We start from the raw sequence: 26,241 nt of genomic DNA on the forward strand, positions 1-26,241 counted from the left end.
ACCATTGTCACAATGATGCAGGCGAGCGTCACGGAAAACGCCGGCACGCTGTTGCATGTCTTCGAGAACGAAATTTCCCTGGAGAAGGTCGAGGCGCCCGCGGCCGCGCTCGAGTACGCCAGGAGACTGGCGCAGCGGGGAATTCCCCTCAGTGCGTTGATCAGGGCCTACCGGATCGGGCACTGGCGTTTTCTGCAGTGGTGTCTGGACGAGCTCAACCGGCAGAACGCCGACGAGGAGCTGGCCGTCACGACCAACCGGCGCATGCTGCACGTGAGCTTCGGTTACATCGACCGGATCACCGAGCAGGTCATCGCGGTCTACCAACATGAACGGGACAACTGGCTGCTCAGCCAGACCGCGGCGCGCGCCGCCCGGGTGCGCGACATCCTCGCCACGCGTGACGTCGACCTCAACTCGGTGGAACCGTCGCTCGGTTACCGGCTCCGGCAGAATCATCTCGGGCTGGTGGCGTGGCTGCCCACCCTGACCGTCGAGGGTGCCGGACTCGCCCGGCTGCACCGGATCACCGACGAGATCGCCCAGCGGCTCGGCTGCACCTCCAGGCCGCTGTTCGTCCCCCGGGACGCGATGGTGTCCTGGAGCTGGCTGCCGCTGGGCGCGCACAGCGACGTCCCTTGGCACGAGGTGTCGGACGTGCTGGAGCGCGGTGATCCCTCCCTGCACATATGTGCCGGGAGCGTGGGATACGGAATCGAGGGATTCCGTACCACGCACCGGCAGGCACTGCGCGCGCAGGAACTCGCGGCGGTGGCCGACCCGGTCCCCCGGTTCACCGAATTCTCCACCGTCGCCCCCATCGCCCTGATGGCCACGAACATCGACGACATCCGCGAGTGGGTGTGGGGAATTCTCGGTCCGCTGGCCGTCGACGACGAGAACAGCGCTCGGCTTCGGGAGACCGCTCAGATCTTCCTTGACAGCGGGTGCAGTTACACCGCCACCGCCGCCGCGCAGATTCTGCACAAGAACACGGTGCAATACCGCATCCGAAAGGCCGAGGAGATGATCGGCCATCCGGTCCAGAGTGAGCACACCGATCTGGAGATCGCGCTGCGCGCCGTCCGGTACCTCGGCTCGGCGCTCCTGCGCACGAGCGCCGAGTGAAGTGGCCGGGCGTTCAGGGGGTGTTCGGGTCAGCGGCGCTGCCAGTGCGGTTGGCGTCGCTCCGCGAAGGCGTGGGCGCCCTCCTGGGCGTCGTGGGACGCCAGCACGGGTGCGGTGATCAGGTCCTGGTCGAGGAAGGCGTCCTGGTCGCTGAAAGCCCGCCGTTCGTTGACGACGCGTTTGACGGCCTCGATGGCCAAAGGCGCGTTGAGCGCGATGCTGCTGGCCAGTTCCAGGGCCCGCGTCAGGGCCTGGCCCGGTTCGGTGAGCTCGTTGACCAGGCCGAACCGCTCGGCGCGCTCGGCGGGCAACGACTCGCCCGTGAGGAGGAGTTCGAGCGCGATGTTGTGCGGGATGCGCTCGGGCAGCCGGACCATGCCCCCTTCGGGCGGCACGATGCCGTAGCGGACCTCGGTCTGGCCGAAGGTGGCGTTCCGCGCGGCCACGATCATGTCGCAGGCGAGCGCCATCTCGGTTCCGCCGCCCAGCGCGTAGCCCTCGACGGCGGCGATGAGCGGGGTCGAGATCTTGGCCCGGGTGATGCCCGCGAAGCCCCGGCCCTCGATGATGGGCAGGTCTCCGGCCGCGAAGGCCTTGAGGTCCATGCCCGCGCTGAAGACACCGCCGGCGCCGGTGAGGATGCCGACCCTGAGGTCCTCGTGGGCCTCGAGGTAGTCGACGGCGGTGGCGAGGGCCCGTGCGGTGGCCCCGTCGATGGCGTTGCGGGCCTTGGGCCGGTCGATCGTGATCACGAAGATGCCGTCGATCTCCTCGGTGCGTACGGTCGGTGTGTTCGAGTCCGTGGTCATGACGTGTTTCCCTTCTCTCCCTCACGCTGCTGGCCGTGACGATCCCTCGCGCCGTGGGGCCCCGGCTTCATCCGACGGCCGCGGCCTTGCGCAGTTCCTCGATCCCGGCGGCGTCGAAGCCGAGGTCATGGAGCACGGAATCGGTGTGTTCGCCCAGATCGGGGGCCGGGCGCGGGGGGACCTTGGGCTCCTGGTCGAGCCGCACGGGGCTGTCGATCGTCAGGTGCGGTTCCGCGTTGCCGTCGTCGATCGGCACAAGGATCCGGTTGGCGACGAGTTGGGGGTCGTGGGCGAACTCCTCGAGCGTCTGGGCCACTCCGTAGGTGAGTCCCGCGGCGTCGAGCACCTCGCGCCACTCGGCCAGCGGACGGGCCGCGAACGTCTTGTCCAGCACGCCGACGATCTCGGCGGCGTGGGCGCGGCGGCTCTGCGAGTCGGCGTAGTGCGGGTTCTGGGCGGCCTCGGGGTGGCCGATGGCCTGGAGGAACAGGGGGACCTGCTTGTCCTCGTTGGCGAAGGCCAGCAGCAGCCAGCGGTCGTCCGCGGTGCGGTAGGCGTTGGCGAGCGCGTTCGGCGGGTCGGTCCGGTCGACCGGCCGGGGTGCCTTGCCGCCGACCAGTACGGCCTGCAGCCACATGCCCGCCGCCCAGGCGCCCTCGGCGACCAGTGACGCGGTGACGCGGGCGCCCTCGCCGGTCCGCTCCCGTCGGTACAGCGCGGTCATGATCCCGGCGAACAGGCTGATCGCCGTCGGGTGGTCGCCCGATCCGAACGCGTTGATCGCCGGCGGCGCGTCGTGCTGGCGTGTCACGTCCATGAGGCCGCTGCGCGCCCAGAACGCGGTCACGTCGAAGCCGGGCAGGTGCGCGTCCGGGCCCTGTTCGCCGAAGCCGGTGACATCGGCGTAGATCAGCCGGGCGTTCAGCGGGGCCAGGTCGTCGTACTCCAGACCCAGCTTGGCGCGGGTGTGCGGCGGGAAGTTGGTCACCAGCACGTCCGCCCAGGTCACCAGCCGTTCGACGACGGCCCGGGCCTCGGGCGACTTCAGGTTGAGGGCGATGCTGCGCTTGTTGCGGTTGTCCAGCTGCCAGGGGTAGTTGACGCCCTCGACACGGGGGTTCGGCGGTATACGGCTGAGCGACCGGTAGGCGTCGCCGGAGCCCGGTGGTTCCACCTTGACGACGTCGGCGCCGAAGTCGCCGAGGATGGTGGCCGCGGCGGGCCCGGCGATGAAGCTCGCGAGATCGACGACGTGCAGTCCCTCCAGCAGGGGCGTGTTGCTCATGACGACTCCTTGTCCGCGATGGGTCGCGCGCGGCGCCCTAGGGGGTGACCGCCCCGGCGGGCGCCGCGGCACGCGCCGGATCAGTGGTGGCCGGGCGCCACGGGCGCGAAGGCGCTGTAGCCGGTGATGTCACGGCCGACGATCAGCGCCTGCACGGTGTCGGTGCCCTCGTAGGTGTCGATCGCCTCGATGTCGCACAGGTGCCGGGCCACGTGGTAGTCGAGCAGGATGCCGTTGCCGCCGAGCATGTCGCGGGCGTCGCCGAGAATGGCCCGGGCCCGCTCGGTGTAGTGCATCTTGGCCAGCGCGACCCGGGGCATCGAGTATTCGCCCTCGTCGAGGAGCTGGCTCAGCCGGAACTGCATGCACAGCATGTCGGTGATGTCCGCGAGCATCCGGGAGAGCCGGTACTGGATGAGCTGGAACGCGGCCAGCGGCATCCCGAACTGCTTGCGCTGCTTTGCGTAGGCCAGTGCCGTCTCGTAGCCGGCGACAGCGGCGCCGATCGACTCCCAGGCGACGCAGAAGCGCGAGGCCAGCAGGACCTTCTCGGTGTCACGGAAGGTGTTGACGTTCGCCAGCCGGTTCGCGGCCGGCACCCGGACGTCGGTGAGGGAGATCTGCGCGTTCTGGACACAGCGCAACGCCGTCTTGCCCTTGATGACCTGGGCGTCGAACCCGGGCGTGCCCTTCTCGACCACATAGCCGCCCACATGCCCGTCGTCGCCGCGGGCCCAGATGATCGAGTAGTCGGCGAAGGTCGCGTTGCCGATCCACCTCTTGTGGCCGTTGATGACATAGGAGTCGCCGTCCTGGTGTGCGGTCGTCTCCAGCTTGACCACGTCCGAGCCGTGCGTGGGCTCGGTCAGGCCGAAGGCGCCGAGCTTCTCCATGCGGGCCATCGGCGGCAGGAAGCGCTGCTTCTGCTCCTCGGAGCCCAGCAGTGCGATCGACATCATCGCCAGGGCCGAGTGGACGCCCATCATGGTCGACATGCTCAGATCGCCCCGGGCCAGTTCGAGGATCACCAGGCCGGCCGTCACGTTGCTCATCCCCGGGCAGCCGTAACCGGAGATCTGGAAGCCCGCGATGTCCAGCTGCCCCAGCTTGGGGACCAGCTCGAAGGGGAACTCCGCACGTTCCCAGTAGGGGTTGATGACCGGGATGACCTCCTGGTCCATGAACTCGCGGACCTTCTTCTTGAGAGCCCGCTGTTCGTCCGTGAGCAGGTTGTCGAGAAGGAAGTAGTCGGAGTACTCCGGTCCGCCCAACACCGGCGGCTCGACCCCGGACGAGTTTCCGTTGGGGCTCGGGAGAGCCTGGCCCTGGCCGACCGGTGCGCCGTGTGTCGCCTTCATCTGCCGTTCCTTCCGATCGGGGGTCCGATGGAGTCAGTGCGAACGACGCTAGGAGGGAACGCGGGCACAGCCACTGGGCGCGGAACACCACGTTGCCCGCCGATTTGGTGTCCGGGTACCAACGCGGAACACGCCCTGTGCCGCGGTACCAAGGAAGCGTCGGAATCCTGGGCGCGCGGCCCGATGTGCCGGCCCTCCCGGCGGCCGAGGGTTGCCCCATGCACACCGCACCCTCCTCGGACCGTCAGGAGCAGTGATCACTCATGGCAACGCACAGGCCCGTCCACCGTGTGGCGATCGTCGGGACCGGGACGATAGGCGCCAGCTGGGCGACGCACTATCTCGTCCGCGGTTTCGACGTCACGGCGACCGACCCGGCCCCGACCGCTGAGGCGGCCCTGCGGTCGTACGTGGAAGGCGCGTGGGACACGGCCGCCTCGATCGGACTCGCGCCCGGCGCCTCGCCCGAACGCCTCGGTTTCACCACTGACATGCGCCAGGCCGTCGCGGACGCCGACTTCGTGCAGGAGAACGCCCCCGAACGCCCGGAGCTCAAGGTCAAGCTGTTCGCGGATATCGACGATGCCGCACCGTCGGACGCCGTCATCGCGTCGAGTTCGTCGACGATCACGATGAGCGTCATGCAGGCCGAGTGCCGGCATCCGGAACGGACCGTCATCGGTCACCCCTTCAACCCCCCGCACGTCGTGCCGCTGGTCGAGGTCGTCGGCGGCACGAGGACCGCTCCGGAGACGGTCCGGGACGCCATGGAGTTCTACGCCTCGATCGGCAAGAAACCGATCCATCTGAAGAAGGAGTTGCCCGGGCACGTCGCCAACCGCATCCAGGCCGCGCTGTACCGCGAGGTCGTGTACCTGGTCCAGGAGGGTGTGCTCGATGTGGCGGACTCCGACGACGCGGTGTCCTGGGGGCCGGGGCTGCGCTGGGGTGTCATGGGTCCCCATCTGCTGTGGCACCTCGGCGGTGGAGAGGGCGGCATCCAGCACTTCATGGACACCCTCATGCCGGTCATGGTCGAGTCCTGGAAGAAGTTGGGCACCCCCGAGTTCACGCCCGAACTCGAGGAGGCCGTCGTGAGCGGTGTCCTCAAGGAGGCTGACGGCCACTCGGTCGACGACCTGGCCGCCCGGCGTGACGCCATGCTCTCGGCGCTGCTGGCCGTGCGCGCGCAGCACGACCCGTCCGGCCCGACCGGCACGGCGACCGCTCCGGACGCGAAGGAGGGAAAGTGATGGGCGGGAACGTGACAGGCGCGAACGTGAGGGGCGACCGGGAAAGGCTGTTCGTGCTGGAGGCGAGCGGCGGCGGCCGGCTGTTCTCCGTGAACCCCGACGGCTCCGACAAGGAGGTTCTCGTCACCGGGTGCCGGATCCCCGACGGTGTGGCCGTCGACATGTCGGCCGGGCACATCTACTGGACGAACATGGGTGTGCCGTCGGAGAACGACGGCTCGATCGAGCGCGTGGACCTGGACGGCGGCAACCGGACGACGATCGTCCCCGAGGGCGCCACGCACACGCCGAAGCAGCTCCATCTGGAGGCCGCGGACCGGAAGCTGTACTGGGGTGACCGCGAGGGCATGCGGGTGATGCGCTGCGATCTCGACGGCTCGAACATCGAGACCCTCGTCCAGACCGGGCAGGGCGAGGAGGACCGCCACGACGAGACCAAGTGGTGCGTGGGCGTGGCCGTCGATCCCGCCGGCGGAAACCTCTACTGGTCCCAGAAGGGTCCCAGCGACGCGGGACTCGGCAGGATCCTGCGGGCCGGGCTCGCCGTGCCCGTCGGTGAGACGGCGGCCCGGCGCACCGACATCGAGGTGCTGTTCGAGGAGCTGCCCGAACCGATCGACCTCGAAGTCGACCTCAATGAGCGGACGTTGTACTGGACGGACCGCGGGGACCCGCCGAAGGGCAACACCGTCAACCGTTCCCCGCTCGATCCGCCGGACGGTCGGTGGACGTCCGAGATCCTTCTGACCCACCTCATGGAAGGCATCGGCATCGCCCTCGACCCGGACGGTGACCACATGTATGTGACCGACCTGGCCGGGAGCGTCTACGCGGCCGGTCTCGACGGATCGGACCGGAAGGAGATCCTCGCCGCACAGGGCAACCTCACGGGCATCGCCCGCGCCGTGCTGCACACGTAGCGCCGGGGACCGTCAGGACGCGAACGGCACCTGCGCCGACGGGGCGTCGCTCCTCCCGAAAGGATGCCGCCACAGGCCCTCCGCGGCCAGGCGGGGCAGCACGCCTTCCCCGAACCAGTACGCCTCCTCCAGGTGCGGATACCCGGACAGCACGAACTCCTCGATCCCGAGGGCCGCGTACTCCTTGATGCGCGCGGCGACCTCCTCGTGCGAGCCGACCAGGGCGGTGCCCGCGCCGCCGCGCACCAGCCCGATGCCCGCCCAGAGATTGGGATGGATCTCCAGCGCGTCCCGTCGGCCGCCGTGCAGCGCCAACATCCGCTGCTGCCCCGCGGACTCGCTGCGGGCGAGTCCGGTCTGCACCGACCGCACGGTCTCCGGGTCGAACCCGTCGAGCAGCCGGTTCGCCTCGGCCCAGGCCTGCTCCGAGGTGTCCCGGGTGATGACGTGCAGCCGGATCCCGAACCGCAGGGTGCGCCCCTGCTCGGCCGCCAGCTTGCGGATCCAGGCGACCTTCTCGGCGACCTGCGCCGGCGGCTCCCCCCAGGTCAGGTACACGTCCACGTACCGGGCCGCGACCTCTCCGGCGACCGGCGAGGACCCCCCGAAGTACACCTCGGGAACCGGATCCGGCACCCGGGCCAGCTTCGCGTCCTCGACCCGAAGGTGCTCGCCTGCCAGATCGACGGTCTTGCCCTCCCACAACTGCCGTACCACGTCGAGGAACTCGCCGGTACGGCGGTACCGCGCGTCCTTGTCGAGGAAGTCGCCGTAGGCCCGCTGCTCGTGGCTCTCGCCCCCGGTCACCACATTGAGCAGCAGCCGTCCCCCGGTCTGCCGCTGGAACGTGGACGCCATCTGCGCGGCGAGCGTGGGCGAGACGAACCCCGGCCGGAAGGCGACCAGGAACTTCAGCCGTTCGGTGTGCTGGCTGACCATGGCCGTGGTCAGCCAGGCGTCCTCGCACCAGGCGCCGGTGGGGGTGAGCGCCCCCACGAAGCCGAGGTCCTCCGCCGCCTTGGCGATCTGGCTCAGGTAGGCGACCGTCGGCGGCCGGTCCCGGCCGGAGGCGGTCGCCGGGGTGCCGTGGCCGCCGCCGACGACGTGGCGGCTGTCCCCGTTGGTGGGCAGGAACCAGTGAAAGGTGAGGGACACGAGGGGATTCTCCGATCGAGAGGGACCTGAGGGCGTCACAGCAGGCCGTGGCGGGGCGGCAGGGTGCCGCTGAGCACATACCGGCCGATGTGCTGGATCTTCCAGCGGGTCGGATCATGCAGGGTGTGGGTACGGGCGTCCCGCCAATACCGGTGGAGATTCAGGGAGTTGAGCGCGGAGCGGGTCCCGGACACCTCGAAGAGCGCCCCGGCGACCGCCACGGCCGCCTCGGCCGCCCGCACCTTCGCGGCGGCCACGGCGATGGACGCCTCGGCGGCCGACTCGTCGGTGAGCCGGGCGCCCGCCGCGTCGACCGTGCGGCCTCCCTCCCGCAGCAGCGCCTCGGACGCCCTTACCTGGAGGGCGAGTTCACCGAACCGCTGGATCAGCAACGGGTCCTCGGTGGCGGTCTCCGCCCCGCTCTCGAACCACGGCCGGCTCTTCGTGCGCACGAACTCCGCCGCCTCGGCCAGCGCCGCCCCGGCGATCCCCACGTCGATGGCGGCGTGCAGCAACTGTGCCACCGCGCCGTGGAGTTGCGGCCCCTGGAAGGTCAGGTGGTGGGGCAGCACCCGGTCGGCGGGCACGGACACGCCGTCCAGCCGGACCGTCCCGCTGGCCGTCGTACGCTGCCCCATGCCGTCCCAGTCGTCGACGACGGTCAGACCGGGCGCGTCCCGGGGGACGTAGGCGACGTGCAGGTTGTCGTCCTCGGCACGGGCGAGGACGGGGATCCAGTCGGCGAAGAGGGCGCCGGTGGAGTAGTGCTTGACGCCCCGCAGCACATAGGAGCCGTCCGCCGTGCGTTCCAGCCGGGTCCGGATGTCCTGGACGTGCTTGGTCCCCGCCTCGGACTGCGCGTTCCCGAGCCGGCCGCCCGCGAGCAGCTCGGCGAAGAAGAACTTCCGCTGCTCTTCGGTTCCCTGACGTCGTATCACATTGACGTACACGAAGTGGCTCTGTGGAATCTGGGCGAGGCTCGCGTCGGCCGAGCCGAGCAGCCGGAAGATCTCGGCGAGGGTCAGCGCGCCGACGTCCGCTCCCCCGTACTCGGCGGGGACGGTCGCGGCCAGCAGGCCCGAGGCCGACAGCCGGTCCAGCTCGGCGCGGGGCAGCCGGCGTTCGGCGTCCCGCTCGGCCGCCCCGGCCCGGAACTCCTCGGCCAGGGCCGCCGCCACGGCGAGGGCCTCCGCCTCGTCGGTGATGACATGTGCGGTCATCGGTTCAGCCCGCCGCGGCGAGGACGGGCCGGCGGCCGAGCGCGGCCGAGAACTGGTCCACGATCGGGTGGAGCACCTCGGTGACGGCCGGTGCGAGGGCGAGCGTGCCGTCCTCGCGTACGGTGATGTCCTTGTCGAGGGTGAACCAGCCCTGGACTATGTGGGCGGCGCCCATGGAGCTCAGCACCGGGCGGAGCGCGTAGTCGATGGCGAGGACATGCGCCGTCGACCCCCCGGTGGCCAGCGGCAGCACGGTCTTGCCGGTGAGCGCGTACTGCGGGAGCAGGTCGAGCAGGGCCTTGAGCACACCGGAGTACGACGCCTTGTAGACGGGGGTGCCGACGACGACCCCGTCGGCGCGGGCGAACAGTTCGGTCGCCTCGACGATCGCCGGGTGCCGGAAGTCGGCGCCGAGCAGCGCCTCGGCGGGGACGGTACGTACGTCGAGGGGGATCACCTCGTGTCCGTGGGCGATCAGCCGCTGGTCCAGATGGCGCAGCAGCCGGGCGGTACGCGAGGAGGCGGAGGGGCTGCCGGAGACGGAGAGGACGGTGGCCATGGGTGCCTCTTTCTGGGAGCCCGGGTACCCGTGCGGGACGGGCGCCCGGCGGGGGGACGGTCAGGCGTGGGCCGGGGCGGACTCGGGCGCGCGGTCCGGGAGCCCCGCCTCCAGTTCGCGGACCAGGGGCAGCACCCGCTTGCCGAAGTACTCGACCTCCTCGTGGTAGTGCAGGAAGCCGAGCAGAAAGAGGTCGACGCCGAGCTGCTTGTAGGCGACGATGCGCTCGGCGATCTGTTCGGGGGTGCCGATCAGCCCGGTGCGGAACCCGTCGTTGTACTGGACGAGGTCCTCGAAGGTGGAGTCCTGCCACATGCCCTTGCCGTCGGCGCTGGAGGGGCCGGCCTGTTTCACGGCCGCGCCGAAGCCCTCGACGGCCTCGCTGTCGGCCTTGGCGATGATCTCACGGAGGGTGTCACGGGCCTCGGCCTCGGTGTCGCGGGCGATGAGGAAGCCGTTGAGACCGAACTTCGGCGCCGTACGGCCGGCTTCGGCGGCGGACCTGCGGACGTCGTTGATCTGCTCGATCACTCCGTCGAAGTCCTTGCCGTTGGAGAAGTACCAGTCGGAGACCCGGCCGGCCATGGCGCGCGCGGCGGTGGAGTTGCCGCCCTGGAAGATCTCGGGGTGCGGGCGCTCGGGGGTGTTGAGCGGCTTGGGCTTGAGAGAGAAGTCCCGCAACCGGTAGAAGTCGCCGGCGAGTTCGGTGTGGTCCTCGGTCCAGATCTGGCGCAGGGCGCGGATGAACTCCTCGGCCCGGCGGTAGCGTTCGTCGTGCTCCAGCCAGGGCTCGCCGAGCGCGGTGAACTCCCCCTTGAACCAGCCCGACACGACGTTCACGGCGAACCGGCCGTTCGAGAGGTGATCGGCGGTGGCACCGAACTTGGCGAGCACGCCCGGATGCCACAGACCGGGGTGGACCGCGGCGATCACCTTCAGGCGCTCGGTGGCGAGCAGCAGCGCGAGGCTGAAGCCGGTCGACTCGTGCTGGTACTCGGCGCCGTAACTGGCCATGTAGCGGACCTGGCTGAGCGCGTACTCGAAACCGTTGTTCTCGGCGAGCACGGCGAGTTCTCGGTTGTAGTCGTACCCCCAGTCGGTGCGCTGCTCGATCTTGCTGGTGACGAGTCCTCCGCTGACATTGGGGACCCAGTAGGCGAATTGCAAGGGCGCGGCGGGCATGCGGAACTCCTGTCGCGAGTCTTTTCAGGCACGCCGGAATTCAAGAGGCGCACACAATGCGATCAATACGATCGGTGCGCGGGAACAGTGAATTCAGGCGGGGAGAGAGGGCGGGCGCGGCGGATCGTGGGCCGGTGATCAGGCCGCGGCGCAACAGGAGGCGCTGGAGACGCGCGCGAGGTCGACGTGGCGTCGCCGCGTGAGGTCCAGTCGCATCTTCATGCCGTCGATGGTGGCAGCCGGCGCCGAGAGCAGTCAAGGAAAACCCGACCGGTCTCGTATCGCGGACCATTGAATTTCACGAACGTGTGACAGGGAAACCCTTGAACACCTGCCGAATGGCGACGCATTCTGCCGGGGTGCGGACCGAACAGCTGGAATACATAGCGGCCGTGACCCGGCTCGGCTCACTGCGCCGGGCGGCCGACGAACTGCGCCTGTCGCAGCCCGCGTTGAGCGAGACCGTCCGGAATCTGGAGCGGGAGCTGGGCGTCGACCTGCTGGAGCGCAAGCGCACCGGGGCGACCATGAGCGCGGCCGGGCAGGAGCTGCTGCCGCGCATCGTCGAGGTGCTGGAGGCGGTGGACCGGCTGCGGGTGGCGGCGGGCGAGCAGCACCGCATCAGCCGTATGGTGCGCGTCGGCACGGTCAACGCGGCGACCGTGCCGCTGCTCATCCCGGTGCTGCGGGACTTCCGGGCCGCGCATCCGGTCACCCAGGTCGAGGTGGTGGGCGCGCAGCAGACGGAGATCCACCGGGGCCTCGCGGAGGGCGGTTTCGACCTGGGGCTGGTGAACCACCTCGACGGCGACGACGTGCCCGCCGGCTTCGAGGCCACCGAACTGCTGCGCGGACGCCCCGTCGTGTGCGTACGGCCGGACAGCCCGCTCGCCGGCCGGACCGAGGTGTCGGTCGACGACCTGCTCACCGTGCCGCTGATCGCCATGCGCACGGGCTATGTGATGCACCGCTATGTGCACCGGCTGCTGGCGGACCGCACCCCCGTCTTCTCGTACTCGACCGACGGTGCCGAGATGGGGAAGCTGATGGTCGCGGAGGGGCTCGGGGCGACGGTGCTGCCGGACTTCAGCGTGGTCGGGGACCCGCTGGAACGCGCCGGGACGATCGTGCACCGACCCTTGGCCGGAGACGCCACCGGGGTGGTGCTGACCCTCCAGCGCCGACGGGCCGAGGCGGTGCCGCAGGCGGCGCGGGACCTACTGGAGACGTTCGTGCACCGGGCCCGCGAGTTGGGCGGGACGGTTGCGCGGCGGCCCTGACCTGCGGGTAGGCGCGCGCCTCCATACGACCTGCGGGCTTGATGACACCTACCCGCCATCGTCACTCACCTCCCCAGAGCACGTGCCGCAGCTCACCGGCCCGATCCGCATCGGCGACAGCGCCGTCCACACCGACCCCACCCTGCGCATCCCATGGGACGGCGAGGCCGGACGGAGCTGTCCTTTGCGCCCCCCTCCGGACACTGGGGCCCTCCCGGCCGGACGCTGGTGCCCTCCCGGCCGCTCCCGGAAAAGAGGTCACATCACGGCGTCGGTCTGGAGCGGGCCCGCGGTGATGCGGAGCGCCCGGACGCGCACCGGCTCTTCCTGGTCGAGGTAGAAGATGTGCATGAACGGGGCGCGCACCACCTGGTCCGGCTCGCTCTTCTTGGCCATGGTCGCCTCGCCACGAAGCAGGCGGACGCCGTCGCCGGCCGCCCAGTACTCCAGGACCTCATGGGTGATGTCCAGCGGTGCGTCGATCTTGACGAAGAACTCCTTGATGGCCTCGGCACCGTGAATGTGTGCGGTGCCGAAGTACATGTCGGTGCCCTCGGTCAGTGGCGCGAAGCCCTCGTCGAAGTCCAGGGTGTCGATGGCGTCCATGAACCTCAGGATCCAGTCGGGTACGGGGGCCGCGTGTGCGGTGTCTGTCATGGTGGTGGTCTCCTGGTCAGGCCGCGGCGGGCAGGGCGGCGAGGAACCCGTCGATTTCGGCGTTGACGGCCTCGGGATTCTCACGGGCGGCGAGGTGGGCCGTGTGCGGCAACACACGGAAGGTGCTGCCCTTGATGGCGTCGGCCATCTTCCGCACCACGTGCACGGGGAACTGGCTGTCCTCCTCGCCGGCGATGATCAGGACGGGCACGTTCTCGATGGTGTTCAGGCGGCGGTGCTCGTCCTTACGGCCGATGAGGATGCTGCGCAGCGCCCAGGCGACCGACTTCGGGTCGTCCCGCAGGACGAAGTCGGTGAAGTCGGTGAAGTCGAGGAATTCGGGGTCGGTGGCCTCGGCGGTGGGGCCGGCGAACGCGCCGCGCGCGGCCGCAGTCCCTCCCTGATAGCGTATGACTACTAGTATCGAGATGCAACCAGTTGCTGGCTCCTGCGTCACGTCGAGGTGATCAGCGAGGCCCGTCCTCGGGGGGTACCGGCCGCAGGGCAGAGGCCTCGACCGGCCGATGGCAGCTGCTGCACGCGAGGTACGGGTCGGTGGGATTCCCGCACTCCGTGTGCACCAACAGGTGGTGCGCGGTGCCGCCGTCCGCCGCGTTGGCCTCGGCCCATCGCGTGATGGTCACGATGGCGGGGACGACGAGTTCGCGGGCGCTGTCGGTGAGCTGGTACTCGTACCACGGCTTGTCCGGCCGGTAGGCGTGCTTGGTGAGCAGACCCAGCTCGGTGAGGCTGTTGAGCCTCGCGGTGAGGATGTTCGCCGAGATACCGAGGGCCCGCTTGAGTTCACCGAACCGGCCGACGCCGAAGAACACCTCCCGCAGGATCTGGTAGTTCCAGCGCTCGGAGATCGCGGCCAGGAACTCCTGCCCGTGCCGAAAGGTGACGTGACTCGTGCGTTCGGACACGGCTTCCCCTCGTCGACTACCCGGTTGTAGTATTGACTTGCAAGTAGTTCTCCAATGTTACTAGTTGGCAGCCTTCCGACAGCAGGAGAGGTCCTGGAAACCGCCGTCCCGGAACTGCGACGCTTCGACGGCTCGGCCGTCCGCCAGGCGCGGGCAGGTGTGCGCCGCGGCCGGGTCGAGGAGTGGGCGGCGGCCTGGCCAGGGGCCGACTCTCAGGTTTGCGCGGTCGGCGAGGACTGGTTCGGGCCGCCAGTGACGCGGAAGGTTCCATGACTCAGCACATGTCCACGCACTTTGCCCGCGATCACGCCCGGCAGCGGTACCAGGCGCGCTTCAACCGGCGCACCACTTGAGGTGTCGGGTCCGATGCGCCCGGCGCCGCCCCGCAGGCCACCTTCGACGGCGTCTTCCCGGCCGTCGACGCAACGCCATCCGGCGTGATCCGCCGGTCCGCGAGCAGCACGCCGGTCACGAAGCCGAACCGCTACGGGCACACCGCGCCCGCCTCACCGATCCGCGACCCGCACCATACGGATCCGTTTTCAGGAATCGCCATCGACGTTCGCGGATGCAGTCCGGGCGAGGGTGTCCGCCACCGTTGTGCAGGCGAGCCGGGCCACGGAGCGCAGCTCGGCGTCCGAGGTGCCGACCCGGCTCAGTACGGCCAGCGACTGGTTGACGGCGACGACGAACGTGGCGAGCTCGTCGAGCGTTCGACCGTCGGCCGAGGAGTCCGCCAGGGCCGCGCGTATCCGTCGGCGCTGCATGTCGAGCAGGCCACGCACCTGCACGCCGTTCTCCTCCGTCAGCGTCAGCGACTGCGCGGCCGACTGGGCGATGAGGCACCCCACGGGGACCGACGGGTCGGCGATACGGCCCAGGACGACGTCGAAGAACGCCTCGACCGCGCGCACCGGATCACCGGGATGCGCCGCGAGCGCCTGCTCGTACCGCGCGCCGTAGATCGACGAGTAGCGGTCGAGGCACTTGCCGAAGAGCGCTTCCTTGTTGCCGAAGGCGCCGTAGAGGGAGCCCCGGCCGAGGCCGGTGGCCGATCCGAGGGCATCGAGTGAGGCGTCCGCGTACCCGCGCTGCCAGAACACCCGCATGGCCTGGTCCAGCGCCGCGCTGATGTCGAACTGCTTTCGGCCGGACACGGCGTGCACCTCCTCCTTCACGTCCCTGTCACGTCTTGGCTGTGAGCCTACCCGCATCTTGGATCGATCGGTCGAATCATCTTTGACCGATCGATCCAAGATGATTAGCGTGAAGGTCCTGGTTCTCGCAATCGAAAGGCCGCACGATGATCGACGACATCGCGTCAGACGTCCGCGTACGGGCCGTTCCTCCCGCCGACGGGGGCCGGGCGCGCGCCGGGTTCTGGCTGGTGGCCGCGGTGTACACCCTGGTCATGCTGGGCGGGACGCTGCCGATTCCGCTGTATGCGCTCTGGGCGCCGCAAATGGGCTTCGGGCCCTTCACCACAACGCTGATCTTCGCCGTCTACGCCTTGGGGACCGTGCTCGCGCTGATGGTGTTCGCGTCGCTGTCCGACCGCACGGGCCGCCGACCCCTCCTGGCTGCCGCTGTACTCGCCGCGGCCACGAGCACGGCGTTGTTCCTCCTGGCCGACGATGTCGGGACCCTGCTTGCGGCACGGTTCCTGTGCGGCCTGGGTACCGGTGTCTTCACCGCCACGGCGACCGCGGCGCTGGGTGAGCTCGCAGGTGCCGAGCGCATCCGGCGGGTGTCGACCGTCTCCACGGCCGCGAACATGGGCGGGCTGGGGCTGGGTACCGTTGCCGCCGGCCTGTTCGCGCAATACGGGGCGGACCCCACGCACCTGGTGTTCTGGGTCTACCTCGGCACCCTGGTGCCGGCGTTCCTGGCCGTCATCGTCACCCCGGAGACCGTCACGGGCCGACAGCTCCCCGCGCTGTCGGTGCGCCGCCCGGCCTTTCCCGGAGCGGTGGATCTCCCGGCGCTGGCCGGCGCCGGCGTTCCTCACAGCGGGCGTCGCGGTGTTCGAGGCCGGGCTGTGGACACGGTCACTGCCGGCGTTCGCCGCCGGAACGGTGCTGGCGGGTACCGGCATCGGCCTGGCCTTCCGCCGCGGTGTCGGGGTCACCCAGCGGCTTGCCGACCCGCGGCACAGGGCGGATCTGCTCGCCACCTACTTCCTGTTCGCCTACACGGGCACGATCGGGCCCACGCTGGCCCTGGGACTCCTCGACCAGACCATCAACCAGGACGTCGCCACCCTGATCCTCGCCGTCGCCGTCGTCGCGACGACCCTCACTGGCGCACTGAGCCGCCCCGCCACCGCCATCACCTGAGCGACCGCCGCGCCGAACGGCTCCGCCCCTCTCGTGCCCGCTTCCCGAGACCCCGTCAAGTCCCGCGACAGAGGCGGGCGTACCGCAGCCACCGCGTACCCGAGCAGCCCTGCGTCCTCCACCCTCAATGGCGCACTCCGGCCGGACACCTCAGGCGAGTCCACAATGGCGCCAAACACCATAAATATGCGATTTGCCCATTTACGGTATCCGTCAACAACACGGATCTCGCGCAGCAGGCTCGCCGCTCTCGTCGTGTTCACCACGCTCACGGACCTCGCCTCGGCCGGCACACCGAACCAGCACACCCCACACCGATGAAGGAAAACCATGACTGACCCTGCGTTCACCGCCAGTGCCTCCGACAACCCTGTCCGCGACCTGCCGTCGCACGATCTGGCCGGCTTCACCCACCGTTGGGTCGACGCGGGCGGTATCCGACTTCACGCGGTTGAGGGCGGCCGGCCGAACGGCCCAGCCGTCGTGCTGCTCGCCGGATTCCCGCAGACCTGGTGGGCATGGCGAAAGGTGATGCCCCACCTGGCCGACCGATTCCACGTCATCGCGGTCGACCTGCCGGGCCAGGGCCACTCCGAACGCCCGATCGGCAGCTACGACACGCACACCGTCGCCGCGTACGTCCACGCCGCGGTGGAAGCGCTCGGAGTTTCGACGTACTGGTTGGTCGCCCACGACATCGGCGCGTGGGTCGCCTTCTCCCTCGCCCTGAAGTACGAGAGCCGGCTGCGTGGCGTCGCGCTGCTCGACGCCGGAATCCCGGGCATCACACTCCCCGACGCCATCCCGACCGACCCCGAGGTGGCGTGGAAAACCTGGCACTTCGCCTTCCATCTCGTGCCCGACCTGCCCGAGACACTGCTCTCGGGCCGCGAACGCGAGTACGTCGGCTGGTTCCTGAAGGCCAAAACCCTCTCCCCCGACACCTTCGACGACGCCGAGATCGAGCAGTACGCCGCGGCCATCGCCGCCGACGGCGGGCTCCGCGCCTCCCTGGCCTACTACCGAGACGCCGCTGAATCGGCACGGAAGAACCACGAGGCCCTTGAACAACAGCACCTGACGGTGCCGGTTCTCGGGATTTCCAGCAGCCACGGCTCCATCCCCGACATGGCGGCCTCCCTCAGGCTGTGGGCCGACAACATCACCGGGACGGTCGTGCCGGACGCAGGTCACTTCATCCCGGACGAACAGCCCGACGCCGTCGCCGCCGCCCTGGTCGGCTTCATCACTCAAGGCGACTGACGCCCGGCCGGACTCGCCTGCCAGGCGACCTGCTTGTACCGGCTCGGATGCTCCAGGGGCGGGTCGACCATCAAGGGCCTCTGCCGAAGGCGGTGGCCGAAAGGGAAACACTCATGGCAAACGCAGATCGTATCGACGTCCACACCCACGTGGTGCCACCGTTCTGGGGCGAGACGTTGCCGACCCACGGTGGAGACCCGTCGGGTTGGCACACCCCGCAATGGAGCCCCGAGGCACATCTGCAGTTCATGGACGACAACCAGATCGCCACCAGCATCCTGTCGCTCACCGCTCCCAGCGTCGTCGGCTGGCAGGGTCAGGAGCGCCGGGACATGGCCCGCAGGGTCAACGAGTACGTGGCAGACCTGGTCACCAGGCATCCGGGGAGGTTCGGCAACTTCGCCACCGTCCCCCTGCCGGATGTCGAAGGCGCCGTCTCGGAGGCCGAACACGCCCTCGACGAGATCGGCGCCGACGGCGTCGTGCTCCTGAGCAACTACGAGGGTGTCTACCTCGGAGACGCGAAGTACGCACCGCTCTGGGACGCGCTGAACAGGCGGTCCGCCATCGTGTTCATCCATCCCGGCCACCCCCTCGTCCCGCCTCTCGCGGACGTGCCCGGCCCTCTCGTCGACTATCCGTTCGACACCACCCGCAATGCTGTGCAGATGGTTTTCAGCGGCGTTCTGGACAAGTACCCCAACGTGAAGATCATCCTCGCTCACGCAGGCGGCTTCGTGCCCTACGCGGCCCTCAGGTTCTGCGAGCTGCAGCCCGCCCTGGACCCCGAAGGACCCACCACGGAGCAACTGCTCGCCAAGTTCAGGCTCTTCTACTGGGACACGGCACTGTCGTCAGGACCCGACGCGTTCCCCAGCTTCCTGGCCTTCGCGGACCACGAACGCATCCTCTTCGGCAGCGACTTTCCCTACGCCCCCGCACCGGTCGCGACGAAGTTCACCCGGATCCTCGACACCCACTCCGGTCTCACCGGCGAACAGAGGGCCGCCGTCGACAACGGCAACGCCAAGAGGATCTTCAAGCGACTCGCCTGACGACGTGCAGGGTCTTGCCCTCCCCCAGGTTCGGCACGCCGGCATCTGGTGGCTGAGGCATGGTCGGTCTGTCGCACCGGCGCTTCAGGAGAGCGACGGGTCTTCGTCGTCCCGCTGGTAGCCCTTGGCAGCCGGCGGGGCGGCGGCGTGGGCTTCTTCCTGAGCGAGCAGGGCCAGCAAGGAGGCTACGGTGAGCCCGGCTTCAGCCGGGTGCCGAAGCGCCGTTCCCGGTTCGATCCGGTAGATGTTGCCGCGCCCCTCACGGGTGTGGGAGAGGAAGCCGCTGTGCTCCAGATCAGAGATGATCTTCTGGACAGCGCGCTCCGTCAGCCTGCAGTGTGCGGCGATATCACGGACGCGGACGTTCTGATCATCCGCGATGGCGGCCAGTACACGGGCGTGATTGGTGATGAACGTCCACCCCGTGTGAGGTTCCGGTGCTTCACCCATGGATACATCATACGGCCGAAGTTTCGCGCTCAAGAACGCGCGAATTTTATTTCCTGTTTCCCTTGACGTGTACCAACGTCCGGGGCGAATCTTTACCTGGAGAGCGCAGGAATGCCGCGGGGAGCGGGACCATGCGGGAACCAGAACAGTCCGGCGCCGGGCGGACGCCCGACCGAGCCGGTGCGTGCAAGCTGCCGGGTCTCACGATCCGCAGCCGCGACGAGGGCGACCGGACCGTCGTCACGGTGTGCGGTGACCTCGACCTCACGACGGACCAGCAGCTCCAGGGCGCCTTGCGTTCGGCGCTCCTGCGTTCGCCGTACGGAATCGAGCTGGACCTCGACGGTGTCGGGTTCTGCGACTGCTCCGGCCTCAACACCTTGCTGAACATTCGGCGGCAGGCCCTCAAGGACTCCAAGAAGGTCACGATCCGCCACGTCAGCCCGGCCGTGGAACGGATGCTGGAGATCATGGGCGCCCTGCCGCTGTTCGCCCCCGACGCCGCGCCGGACGGGCAGGAACACCCCGGCGACGCCGTGCACACCCCGCCTCCTGTCGACGGTCACGGAATCGACATGCGCACCGAGGTCGTACAACTGCGGCGGGCGCTACAGACTCGGGACACCATCGATCTGGCCCGCGGCATCCTGATGGCGGCGTTCGTCCTCTCCCCCGAGGAGGCGTGGAGCGTTCTGGTGACCACTTCCCAGAACACCAACACCAAGCTCCACCTGACCGCCAGGCAACTGGTGGACTCCATCAGGGGCGGCCCGCTGCCCCCGGCCACGCAGGAGCGGTTGTCCGCCGCGGTCACTCAGGTCGCCGCCGCGCGCGAGAGCGCCGGGAACCCGAAATGAGCAGCCGGAACGCCCGGCTGCGATCCCGTGCGCGACGGGCGCGGCACCGGCCCGTGTGAGCGACGGACCGTGAGGCTACGCATGGCACATGTTCAGGCGATAGACGTGGAAGGCCGCTCCGATCACGGGCTGGGCGACGTTGCGCACCTTCACTCCGCCGCCGGTCATGCCGTGTTCGGTGCCGGCGTGCGCGTGTCCGTGGACGGCGAGGTCGGCGCCGGCCGTGTCGATCGCCTCGGCGAGCAGGTAGCTGCCGAGGAACGGGTAGATCTCCGGGGGTTCGCCGGCCAGGGTGTCCGGTACGGGGGCGAAGTGGGTCAGGGCGATCCGTACGTCGCACTCCCGCCCGTGCAGCTCTTCCAGGGCCGTGCGCAGTCCGTCCGCGCGGCGGCGTGAGTACCGCACGAACTCCTTCATGACGGGTTCGCCGAACTCGCCGGCGCACCGGCCGACGAACCCGCCGCCGAACCCCTTGGTGCCGGCCACCCCGATGCGCAGCCCCCCACTGGTCACGACCGTCGCCTCGCCCTCCAGGACGTGCGCCCCGGCCTCCCGCAGGACGGCCGCCACCTCGTCCGGACGGTTGTCGTGATGGTCGTGGTTGCCGAGGACGGCGACGACCGGGACACCGAGGTCCCTGATCTCCCGGGCGACCACCCGCGCTTCCTCGGGGGTGCCGTGCCGGGTGAGGTCCCCGGCCAGCAGGAGGATGTCGGCGCAGTCGGGCAGGGTCTCGAAGGCGGGACGGAGCGTGCCCTGGCTGCCGGGGCCCATGTGGATGTCGCCGACGGCCGCTACCCGGGTCATGTCAGCTCCTCCGGGTGGCCGGGAGGTGTGGTCTCCGCGACGACGATGTCGCAGAGCACCGGCACACCGGCCAGTCCCTCGTGGGCGGTGCGGCGGATGTCCTCGCGGCACCCGGCGGACGGGACCGTCCCCGTCAGCAGGACCGTGTCGCCCCGGATCTCGACCCGTACCCCGAGTTCGCCGCACGGCCCCTCCGCCAGCCGCTCGGCGACATGAGCCACCCGGTATTCGAGGTTCATCGCTGCTCCTGTCCGGGGTCGATGACCTTCAGCTGTTCCAGGAGGTAGAGAAACGCGCCCGGCATCGGCTCTTCGCCGCAGCGCCGTCGTACCTCGCGCCAGTCGACCTTCTCCCGCAGGGAGCGGGCCACCGGCAGGACGGCCCCGAAGTCGCAGTGGTGCTCCGAGAAGGCGGTGCTCAGGCTCACCAGCAGATCGGTCGCCGCCAGCACGGGCATGCGCACGGAGTCCACGGGGAGTTCCTCGGCACGGGCCAGCAGGTCCGGGGTGACCGGCCGGTCGGAAAGTTCGAAGATGATGTCGACGTCCTGGTCGAAGCAGACGGTCTTCACCAGCCAGTCCTCCGGCGGCACCCGCACGGTCAGGCCGGCCGACCGAAGTGACCCGGCCACCGCCTCGGCGTCCTCGGGCAGCACGCAGAAGTCGGCGTCGTGCTGAAGCGTGCCACTGCCGCCATGGGCGTAGACCGCCACGCTCCCGGCCAGGGCGAACCTGTGGCCGCCGCGTTTGAGGATGGCGGCCACCTGCTTGGCGGCCTCCAGGATGGCCTGGCTGCGATCGGGCGGGAGCTGTTCCTGCGAGGGCGGCTCCGCAGCCTGGCCGGTCACACGGAGGTCGGTCGCGCTTGCCGCTCCCTGTCCGTTTCCCATCGACCTCGTCATCGACGGCTCCCTTCGCGCGACGCGGTCCGCAGGCAGCGCCGCAGCTCTTCGGCGTACGGCACGGCGACCCCGGCCGTGATCGCCCCGGCGAGCCCGGCCAGGTATCTGGCCGGCAGCGGATGCTGCTTGGGGAGCAGGCGCCAGGCCTGCGGCCCCGGGCCGCCTCGCAGGGTGCGGCGGACCTGGTCGGCGTGCAGGCACGCGGTAAAGGCCAGCGCGGTGAGCGGCAGGACCTCCAGGAAGCTGTGGATGTGCTGCTCGATCGGCCGGACCTCGCGTTCGCCGACGGCCGGCGACACGTCGTACACGGCCGTCGCGCCGTGGGCGAGCGCGGCGCCGCCCATCACCGAGAGCACCAGCGGGTTCACCCGGGCGAGCAGACCCATGAGTACCGGCACCCCGGCCTCGGTCATCATCAACGCGTGGATCGCGGACTCCTTGGTACCGCTGGTGTGCTCGATCCGGGTGCGACGGTGCATCCACCAGTTCGCCAGGCCCGGCACCACCCACAGTGGCAGGACGCCGTACAGCAGGAACCTCCGGCCGGCGTCCTCCACCTCGGTCGAGTGGAGCGGGATCCGCAGGTCGTCGGAGCGCCGCCAGTTCCGCCAGGCCTTCCGGGGCAGCACACGCAGTCCCATGGGAAACCTCCGTGAGATCGGTCGGTCGAGGACCCGCCTCCCCGGTACCCCTCCTCGTCCGGGCGACACGCCATGCACAACCCGGTGGCCACCGGGGTACTCGGCAGCGGTCCCCAGTCACAGACGCGGTTCAGGAGAGACGATGGCGGGCTTCGGACACCTCCTGTCGTGCGAGGAGCACACCCCGGCGGAACTCGTCGACCAGGCGCGAAAGGCCGAGCAGGCAGGTTTCGAGTCGCTGTGGAGGTCGGACCACTACCGCCCCTGGCACGGCGGCCAGGGCCGGAGACCGTGCCTGTGGTCGGGGATCGGCGCCCTGTTCCAGGCGGTCTCGCCGCCCGTGGAGCCGGCGGTGACCCGCCCGCTGCCGCGCACCCGCCCCGCCGTGATCGCCCGGGCCGCGGCGATCAGCGCGGTGCAGAAGGGACAGCAGCGCTTCTTCGACTTCTACCGCACCAAGGTCCCGCCGAGGCTGCGGGACTGACCGCACGAGGTGGTGGACACCGTGTCCGAGCCGGGAGAGACCGACGGCAGCGCGCTCGTCGTCATCGACATGATCAACACCTACGAGCACGAGGACGCCGAGCTACTGCTGCCCGCGGCCGAGCGGGTCGTGCCGGTCCTGGCGGAGCTGATCGGCCGGGCCCGGGACGCGGGCGTGCCGGTGATCTTCGCGAACGACAATTTCGGCCTCTGGCGCTCCCACCACGGCGAACTGGTCGAATCGGCACTGTCCCGCCCGCACGCCGGCCTGGTCGAGCCGATCCGGCCGGACGACGACTCCCTCTTCGTGGTGAAGGCCCGGCACTCGGTCTTCTACGACACACCCATGTCGTACCTGCTGTGGCAACTGGGCGTCGGAACAGTGGTCCTGACCGGTCAGGTCACCGAGCAGTGCGTGCTGTACTCCGCCCTGGACGCGCACATCCGCCACCTGGACGTCACCGTGCCGAGGGACGCCGTCGCCTCCATCCACCCGCATCTGGAGGCAGCAGCGCTGGAAATGATGCAGCGCAACATGGGTGCCCGGATTGTCCTGGCGAAGGAAGTCGACTTCCGGGGTACCCGGTGGCCCGTACCGGAGGAAACCGCGCACCAGCCCGGAGGTCGGCCATGAGTACACGCGTCCCCGCAGACCCCCTCGACGGCCTGGTCACGGCCCTGCGCGCCGGGACCGACGCCGAGGTCCGGTTCGATCCCGGCAGCCGGGGCGCCTATTCCACGGACGGTTCCAACTACCGGCAGGTCCCACTGGGCGTGGTCGTCCCCCGCACGGTCGAGGACGGTGCCCGCGCGGTGGCGCTGTGTGCCCGCTTCGACGTCCCCGTGCTGTCGCGCGGCGGCGGCACGAGCCTCGCCGGGCAGACGACGAACGCGGCCGTGGTGATCGACTGGAGCAAGTACTGCGACGCGCTGGTCTCGGTCGACCCCGCCGCCCGCACCTGTGTGGTGGAGCCCGGCATCGTCCTGGACGAACTCAACCGGCGGCTCGCCGGCCACCGCCTCCAGTTCGGCCCGAAGCCGTCGACGCACAGTCACTGTGCGCTGGGCGGCATGATCGGCAACAACTCGTGCGGGGCGTCCGCGCAGGCATACGGGAAGACGGTCGACAACGTGCGCCGGCTCGAAGTGCTGACGTACGACGGACTGCGGATGTGGGTGGGGCCCACCTCGCGGGGCGAGCGGGCGCGGATCGCCGCCGAGGGGGGCCGCCGGGCCGAGCTGTACGACGGTCTCGACCGCATCGTCGACGAGTACCTCGCGGACATCCGGCGCGGCTACCCGAAGATCCCGCGCCGGGTCTCCGGCTACAACCTCGACTCGCTGCTCCCGGAGAACGGCCTCGACGTGGCGAAGGCCCTGGTCGGCAGCGAGGGCACCCTGGTGACCGTCCTGCACGCCGAACTCGACCTGGTCCCGGTGCCGCCGTACGAGTCACTGCTGGTGCTCGGGTACGACGACATCTGCCGGGCCGCCGACGACGTGCCGCACCTCCTGGAGCACTGCTCCCCCGGTCAACTGGAGGCCCTGGACGGGCGGATGGCGCAGCTGATGCGTGAGGAACACGCCTATCTCGACTCGCTGCGCGCGCTGCCGGAGGCGGACAGCTGGCTGCTGGTGCAGTTCACCGGGGACAGCCAGGACGACGTCGACAGCCAGGCGCACGCTCTGCTGCACGCGATCGGCCGGTCCGAGAAGGACTCCTCGGTCGCCTTCTCCGACGATCCGCGGCGCGAGCACAAGATGCTGCGGGCGAGGGAGGCCGGGCTCGGGGTGACCGCACGGCCGCCGGACGACCGGGAGACCTGGGAGGGCTGGGAGGACTCGGCCGTGCCGCCCGAGCGGCTGGGCGAGTATCTGCGCGGTCTGAAAGGGCTGTTCGAGGAGTTCGGCTACGACCACCCCTCGCTGTACGGGCACTTCGGGCAGGGGTGTGTGCACACCCGGATCCCCTTCGGGATGAAGACCGCCGACGGGGTGGCGGACTTCCGGCGGTTCCTGGAGCGGGCAGCCGACCTCGTCGCCTCCTATGGCGGATCGCTCTCCGGCGAGCACGGCGACGGGCAGGCCCGGGGCGAGCTGCTGACGCGGATGTTCGGGGAGCGACTGGTCGGCGCCTTCTGCGAGTTGAAGGCGCTGTTCGACCCGGGCGACCGGATGAACCCGGGCAAGGTCGTCGACCCGCAGCCCGTGGACGGGCAGTTGCGGCTCGGGGCCGCCTGGCAACCGACGACCCATGACACCCACTTCGGTTATCCCAAGGACGGCCACTCCTTCACCCAGGCGGTGCTGCGCTGTGTCGGCATCGGCAACTGCCGGGGCCTGCACGGTGACGTGATGTGCCCCTCGTACCGCGCCACCAGGGAGGAGGAGCACTCGACCCGCGGGCGGGCGCGGCTGCTGTTCGAGATGCTCGACGGTCATCCCGACTCGGCGGTCAAGGACAGCTGGCGGTCGACCGAGGTGCGGGACGCCCTGGACCTCTGCCTCGCCTGCAAGGGCTGCAAGTCGGACTGTCCGACGGGCGTGGACATGGCCACGTACAAGGCCGAGTTCCTCGCCCATCACTACGCGGGCCGACCGCGTCCGGCCGCCCATTACTCAATGGGCTGGCTGCCCGCATGGGCCCAACTTGCCGAACACGCACCGGGGTTGGCGAACAGCGCGCTGCACGCGCCGGTTCTCGGCCGGGTCGGAAAGCGCCTCGCCGGGGTTGATGCGGCCCGGCGGGCCCCGGTGTTCGCCGAGCGGTCCTTCGTACGGTGGTGGCGTGCCCTCGGCACCGGGCAGCCGGACCCGGCGGATCCGGCGACGGTGGTCCTGTGGCCGGACACCTTCAGCAACCACTTCCACCCCTCGGTCGCGATGTCGGCCGTGCGGGTCCTGGCGGACGCCGGCTTCCGGGTCGCCGTGCCCGACACGCCCGTGTGCTGCGGCCTGACCTGGATCTCCACAGGCCAACTGGCCACGGCGAAGAGGGTGTTGCGGCGCACCCTCCGGGTGCTGCGCCCCTACCTGGAAGCGGGCACCCCCGTCATCGGGCTGGAGCCCTCCTGCACCGCCGTCTTCCGGTCCGACGCGCCCGAACTACTCCCCGGCGACCAGGACGTACAGCGGCTGGCGCGGCAGACGCGCACCTTCGCCGAACAACTCGTCAACCACGCGCCGGCCGGCTGGCAGCCGCCCTTCCTCGCCCGGCACGCGACCGTGCAGACCCACTGCCATCAGCACGCGATCATGAAGTTCGACGCCGACCGTGAACTCATGCACCGTGCCCGGCTCAACGCGGACGTCCTCGACGAGGGCTGCTGCGGTCTGGCCGGCAACTTCGGCTTCGAACGCGGACACCACGGGGTCTCCATGGCCGTCGGCGAGTGGGGGGTGCTGCCCGCGGTCCGCACGGCCGCCCCCGGCAGCCTGGTGCTGGCCGACGGCTTCAGCTGCCGCACCCAGATCGAACAGGGCGGCACCGGACGCCGGGCCCTGCACCTGGCGGAGGCGCTGGCCCTCGCACTCGACGGCCCTCTGCCGAGCGACCACCCCGAACGGCTGGCCCGGCGGCCCGCCGAACCCTCCGGCACGGCCCGGTGGGCGAGCACCGCCGTCGCCGGGACGCTGGCGGCCACGGCCGCGCTGGGGGCCGTACGGCAGCTGCGCCGCCCGTACATCGCACGTCAACATCGGGAAAGGTTCTGAAC

At 69.9% G+C, this 26,241-nt stretch carries 28 protein-coding genes and 2 pseudogenes; 12 read left to right on the forward strand and 18 right to left on the reverse strand.

Translation table 11 applies throughout. The annotated features are described in order from the left end of the window. Positions 1 to 12 precede the first annotated feature (12 nt). Positions 13 to 1,128: a helix-turn-helix domain-containing protein gene (locus AB0D59_RS15340; RefSeq protein WP_362564998.1), complete on the forward strand. Its 1,116-nt coding sequence runs from the start codon at positions 13 to 15 to the stop codon at positions 1,126 to 1,128. A gap of 29 nt (positions 1,129 to 1,157) precedes the next feature. Here the strand turns inward: AB0D59_RS15340 and AB0D59_RS15345 are convergent, their stop codons facing one another. From AB0D59_RS15345 to AB0D59_RS15355, 3 genes are all read right to left on the reverse strand, one after another. Next, positions 1,158 to 1,937 carry a crotonase/enoyl-CoA hydratase family protein gene (locus AB0D59_RS15345; protein WP_362565000.1) on the reverse strand — a complete coding sequence of 260 codons (780 nt, stop codon included), beginning with the start codon at positions 1,935 to 1,937 and terminating at the stop codon, positions 1,158 to 1,160. A 67-nt stretch (positions 1,938 to 2,004) separates the two neighbouring features. Beyond that, positions 2,005 to 3,222, reverse strand: a complete 1,218-nt coding sequence (locus AB0D59_RS15350; protein WP_362565002.1) for a CoA transferase — start codon at positions 3,220 to 3,222, stop codon at positions 2,005 to 2,007. Between the two features lie 80 nt (positions 3,223 to 3,302). Beyond that, positions 3,303 to 4,580, reverse strand: coding sequence for an acyl-CoA dehydrogenase family protein (locus tag AB0D59_RS15355; protein WP_362565004.1), 1,278 nt, complete (start codon positions 4,578 to 4,580; stop codon positions 3,303 to 3,305). Between the two features lie 263 nt (positions 4,581 to 4,843). On the opposite strand from AB0D59_RS15355, the gene AB0D59_RS15360 reads away from it, so the two are divergent. Together AB0D59_RS15360 and AB0D59_RS15365 are read left to right on the forward strand one after the other, a co-directional pair. Continuing rightward, positions 4,844 to 5,833 (forward strand): 3-hydroxyacyl-CoA dehydrogenase NAD-binding domain-containing protein, encoded by a 990-nt coding sequence (locus AB0D59_RS15360; RefSeq protein WP_362565006.1) that lies wholly within the window; start codon positions 4,844 to 4,846, stop codon positions 5,831 to 5,833. Next, positions 5,833 to 6,753, forward strand: a complete 921-nt coding sequence (locus tag AB0D59_RS15365; protein WP_362565008.1) for a 3-hydroxyacyl-CoA dehydrogenase — start codon at positions 5,833 to 5,835, stop codon at positions 6,751 to 6,753. Before AB0D59_RS15360 ends, AB0D59_RS15365 begins: the two co-directional genes overlap by 1 nt. A 12-nt stretch (positions 6,754 to 6,765) precedes the next feature. On the opposite strand, the gene AB0D59_RS15370 is transcribed toward AB0D59_RS15365, so the two are convergent. From AB0D59_RS15370 to AB0D59_RS15390, 5 genes are all read right to left on the reverse strand, one after another. Then, positions 6,766 to 7,908, reverse strand: a complete 1,143-nt coding sequence (locus AB0D59_RS15370) for an LLM class flavin-dependent oxidoreductase (protein WP_362565009.1) — start codon at positions 7,906 to 7,908, stop codon at positions 6,766 to 6,768. 35 nt (positions 7,909 to 7,943) lie between these two features. Next, on the reverse strand, positions 7,944 to 9,128 hold the full coding sequence (locus tag AB0D59_RS15375) for an SfnB family sulfur acquisition oxidoreductase (RefSeq protein WP_362565011.1): 1,185 nt from the start codon (positions 9,126 to 9,128) through the stop codon (positions 7,944 to 7,946). Between the two features lie 4 nt (positions 9,129 to 9,132). After that, positions 9,133 to 9,687, reverse strand: coding sequence for an NADPH-dependent FMN reductase (ssuE, locus tag AB0D59_RS15380; protein WP_362565013.1), 555 nt, complete (start codon positions 9,685 to 9,687; stop codon positions 9,133 to 9,135). A gap of 60 nt (positions 9,688 to 9,747) precedes the next feature. Next, entirely contained in the window at positions 9,748 to 10,869 is a 1,122-nt protein-coding gene (gene sfnG / locus AB0D59_RS15385) for a dimethylsulfone monooxygenase SfnG (RefSeq protein ID WP_362565014.1), read from the reverse strand. 138 nt (positions 10,870 to 11,007) lie between these two features. Beyond that, positions 11,008 to 11,091: a putative leader peptide gene (locus tag AB0D59_RS15390; RefSeq protein WP_350760414.1), complete on the reverse strand. Its 84-nt coding sequence runs from the start codon at positions 11,089 to 11,091 to the stop codon at positions 11,008 to 11,010. A 137-nt stretch (positions 11,092 to 11,228) separates the two neighbouring features. Between AB0D59_RS15390 and AB0D59_RS15395 the strand changes: the two genes are divergently transcribed. Next, entirely contained in the window at positions 11,229 to 12,149 is a 921-nt protein-coding gene (locus tag AB0D59_RS15395) for a LysR family transcriptional regulator (RefSeq protein WP_362565087.1), read from the forward strand. 258 nt (positions 12,150 to 12,407) lie between these two features. Here the strand turns inward: AB0D59_RS15395 and AB0D59_RS15400 are convergent, their stop codons facing one another. From AB0D59_RS15400 to AB0D59_RS15420, 5 genes are all read right to left on the reverse strand, one after another. After that, positions 12,408 to 12,806: a nuclear transport factor 2 family protein gene (locus AB0D59_RS15400; RefSeq protein ID WP_362565015.1), complete on the reverse strand. Its 399-nt coding sequence runs from the start codon at positions 12,804 to 12,806 to the stop codon at positions 12,408 to 12,410. 16 nt (positions 12,807 to 12,822) lie between these two features. After that, positions 12,823 to 13,263, reverse strand: coding sequence for an alpha/beta hydrolase (locus tag AB0D59_RS15405; RefSeq protein ID WP_362565016.1), 441 nt, complete (start codon positions 13,261 to 13,263; stop codon positions 12,823 to 12,825). 10 nt (positions 13,264 to 13,273) lie between these two features. Continuing rightward, the gene (locus AB0D59_RS15410; RefSeq protein WP_362565017.1) at positions 13,274 to 13,732 is read right to left on the reverse strand and encodes a helix-turn-helix domain-containing protein; all 459 of its coding nucleotides are present in this window, start codon (positions 13,730 to 13,732) and stop codon (positions 13,274 to 13,276) included. Between the two features lie 304 nt (positions 13,733 to 14,036). After that, positions 14,037 to 14,204 (reverse strand): hypothetical protein, encoded by a 168-nt coding sequence (locus AB0D59_RS15415; protein ID WP_362565019.1) that lies wholly within the window; start codon positions 14,202 to 14,204, stop codon positions 14,037 to 14,039. 70 nt (positions 14,205 to 14,274) lie between these two features. Beyond that, positions 14,275 to 14,889, reverse strand: coding sequence for a TetR/AcrR family transcriptional regulator (locus AB0D59_RS15420; protein ID WP_362565021.1), 615 nt, complete (start codon positions 14,887 to 14,889; stop codon positions 14,275 to 14,277). Between the two features lie 254 nt (positions 14,890 to 15,143). Here AB0D59_RS15420 and AB0D59_RS15425 point away from each other — a divergent pair. The 4 genes and pseudogenes from AB0D59_RS15425 to AB0D59_RS15440 form a co-directional block, all read left to right on the forward strand. Continuing rightward, positions 15,144 to 15,635: pseudogene (locus tag AB0D59_RS15425) on the forward strand (MFS transporter); the annotation flags it as partial. Between the two features lie 118 nt (positions 15,636 to 15,753). Further along, entirely contained in the window at positions 15,754 to 16,068 is a 315-nt protein-coding gene (locus AB0D59_RS15430; RefSeq protein WP_362565090.1) for a hypothetical protein, read from the forward strand. A 330-nt stretch (positions 16,069 to 16,398) separates the two neighbouring features. Next, positions 16,399 to 17,331 (forward strand): alpha/beta fold hydrolase, encoded by a 933-nt coding sequence (locus AB0D59_RS15435; protein ID WP_362565023.1) that lies wholly within the window; start codon positions 16,399 to 16,401, stop codon positions 17,329 to 17,331. A gap of 113 nt (positions 17,332 to 17,444) precedes the next feature. After that, positions 17,445 to 18,386, forward strand: coding sequence for an amidohydrolase family protein (locus AB0D59_RS15440; protein ID WP_362565024.1), 942 nt, complete (start codon positions 17,445 to 17,447; stop codon positions 18,384 to 18,386). Between the two features lie 84 nt (positions 18,387 to 18,470). Here AB0D59_RS15440 and AB0D59_RS15445 read toward each other — a convergent pair whose 3' ends face one another. Continuing rightward, a complete protein-coding gene (locus AB0D59_RS15445) occupies positions 18,471 to 18,836 on the reverse strand; it encodes an ArsR family transcriptional regulator (RefSeq protein ID WP_362565025.1) in 366 nt (121 codons plus the stop codon). A 131-nt stretch (positions 18,837 to 18,967) separates the two neighbouring features. Here AB0D59_RS15445 and AB0D59_RS15450 point away from each other — a divergent pair, with 131 nt between their 5' ends. Then, entirely contained in the window at positions 18,968 to 19,693 is a 726-nt protein-coding gene (locus AB0D59_RS15450) for an anti-sigma factor antagonist (protein ID WP_362565026.1), read from the forward strand. 75 nt (positions 19,694 to 19,768) lie between these two features. Here AB0D59_RS15450 and AB0D59_RS15455 read toward each other — a convergent pair whose 3' ends face one another. Genes AB0D59_RS15455 through AB0D59_RS15470 form a run of 4 tightly spaced genes read right to left on the reverse strand, consistent with a single transcriptional unit; the run spans position 19,769 to position 22,042 of the window. Next, positions 19,769 to 20,500, reverse strand: coding sequence for a metallophosphoesterase (locus tag AB0D59_RS15455; RefSeq protein WP_362565028.1), 732 nt, complete (start codon positions 20,498 to 20,500; stop codon positions 19,769 to 19,771). Further along, positions 20,497 to 20,739 carry a BON domain-containing protein gene (locus AB0D59_RS15460; RefSeq protein ID WP_362565029.1) on the reverse strand — a complete coding sequence of 81 codons (243 nt, stop codon included), beginning with the start codon at positions 20,737 to 20,739 and terminating at the stop codon, positions 20,497 to 20,499. Before AB0D59_RS15460 ends, AB0D59_RS15455 begins: the two co-directional genes overlap by 4 nt. Next, on the reverse strand, positions 20,736 to 21,401 hold the full coding sequence (locus AB0D59_RS15465; RefSeq protein ID WP_362565030.1) for a hypothetical protein: 666 nt from the start codon (positions 21,399 to 21,401) through the stop codon (positions 20,736 to 20,738). The genes AB0D59_RS15460 and AB0D59_RS15465 overlap by 4 nt, the downstream gene beginning before the upstream one ends. Continuing rightward, entirely contained in the window at positions 21,398 to 22,042 is a 645-nt protein-coding gene (locus tag AB0D59_RS15470; RefSeq protein WP_362565031.1) for a diguanylate cyclase, read from the reverse strand. Before AB0D59_RS15470 ends, AB0D59_RS15465 begins: the two co-directional genes overlap by 4 nt. A gap of 142 nt (positions 22,043 to 22,184) precedes the next feature. On the opposite strand from AB0D59_RS15470, the pseudogene AB0D59_RS15475 reads away from it, so the two are divergent. The 3 genes and pseudogenes from AB0D59_RS15475 to AB0D59_RS15485 all read left to right on the forward strand — a co-directional run. After that, a pseudogene (locus tag AB0D59_RS15475) lies at positions 22,185 to 22,460 on the forward strand (LLM class flavin-dependent oxidoreductase); the annotation flags it as partial. Positions 22,461 to 22,547: 87 nt separating this feature from the next. Continuing rightward, the gene (locus tag AB0D59_RS15480) at positions 22,548 to 23,159 is read left to right on the forward strand and encodes an isochorismatase family cysteine hydrolase (protein ID WP_362565032.1); all 612 of its coding nucleotides are present in this window, start codon (positions 22,548 to 22,550) and stop codon (positions 23,157 to 23,159) included. Continuing rightward, a complete protein-coding gene (locus tag AB0D59_RS15485) occupies positions 23,156 to 26,239 on the forward strand; it encodes an FAD-linked oxidase C-terminal domain-containing protein (protein ID WP_362565034.1) in 3,084 nt (1,027 codons plus the stop codon). The genes AB0D59_RS15480 and AB0D59_RS15485 overlap by 4 nt, the downstream gene beginning before the upstream one ends. Positions 26,240 to 26,241 lie beyond the last annotated feature (2 nt).

Source organism: Streptomyces sp. NPDC048417, from assembly GCF_040651615.1.
Classification (GTDB): domain Bacteria; phylum Actinomycetota; class Actinomycetes; order Streptomycetales; family Streptomycetaceae; genus Streptomyces.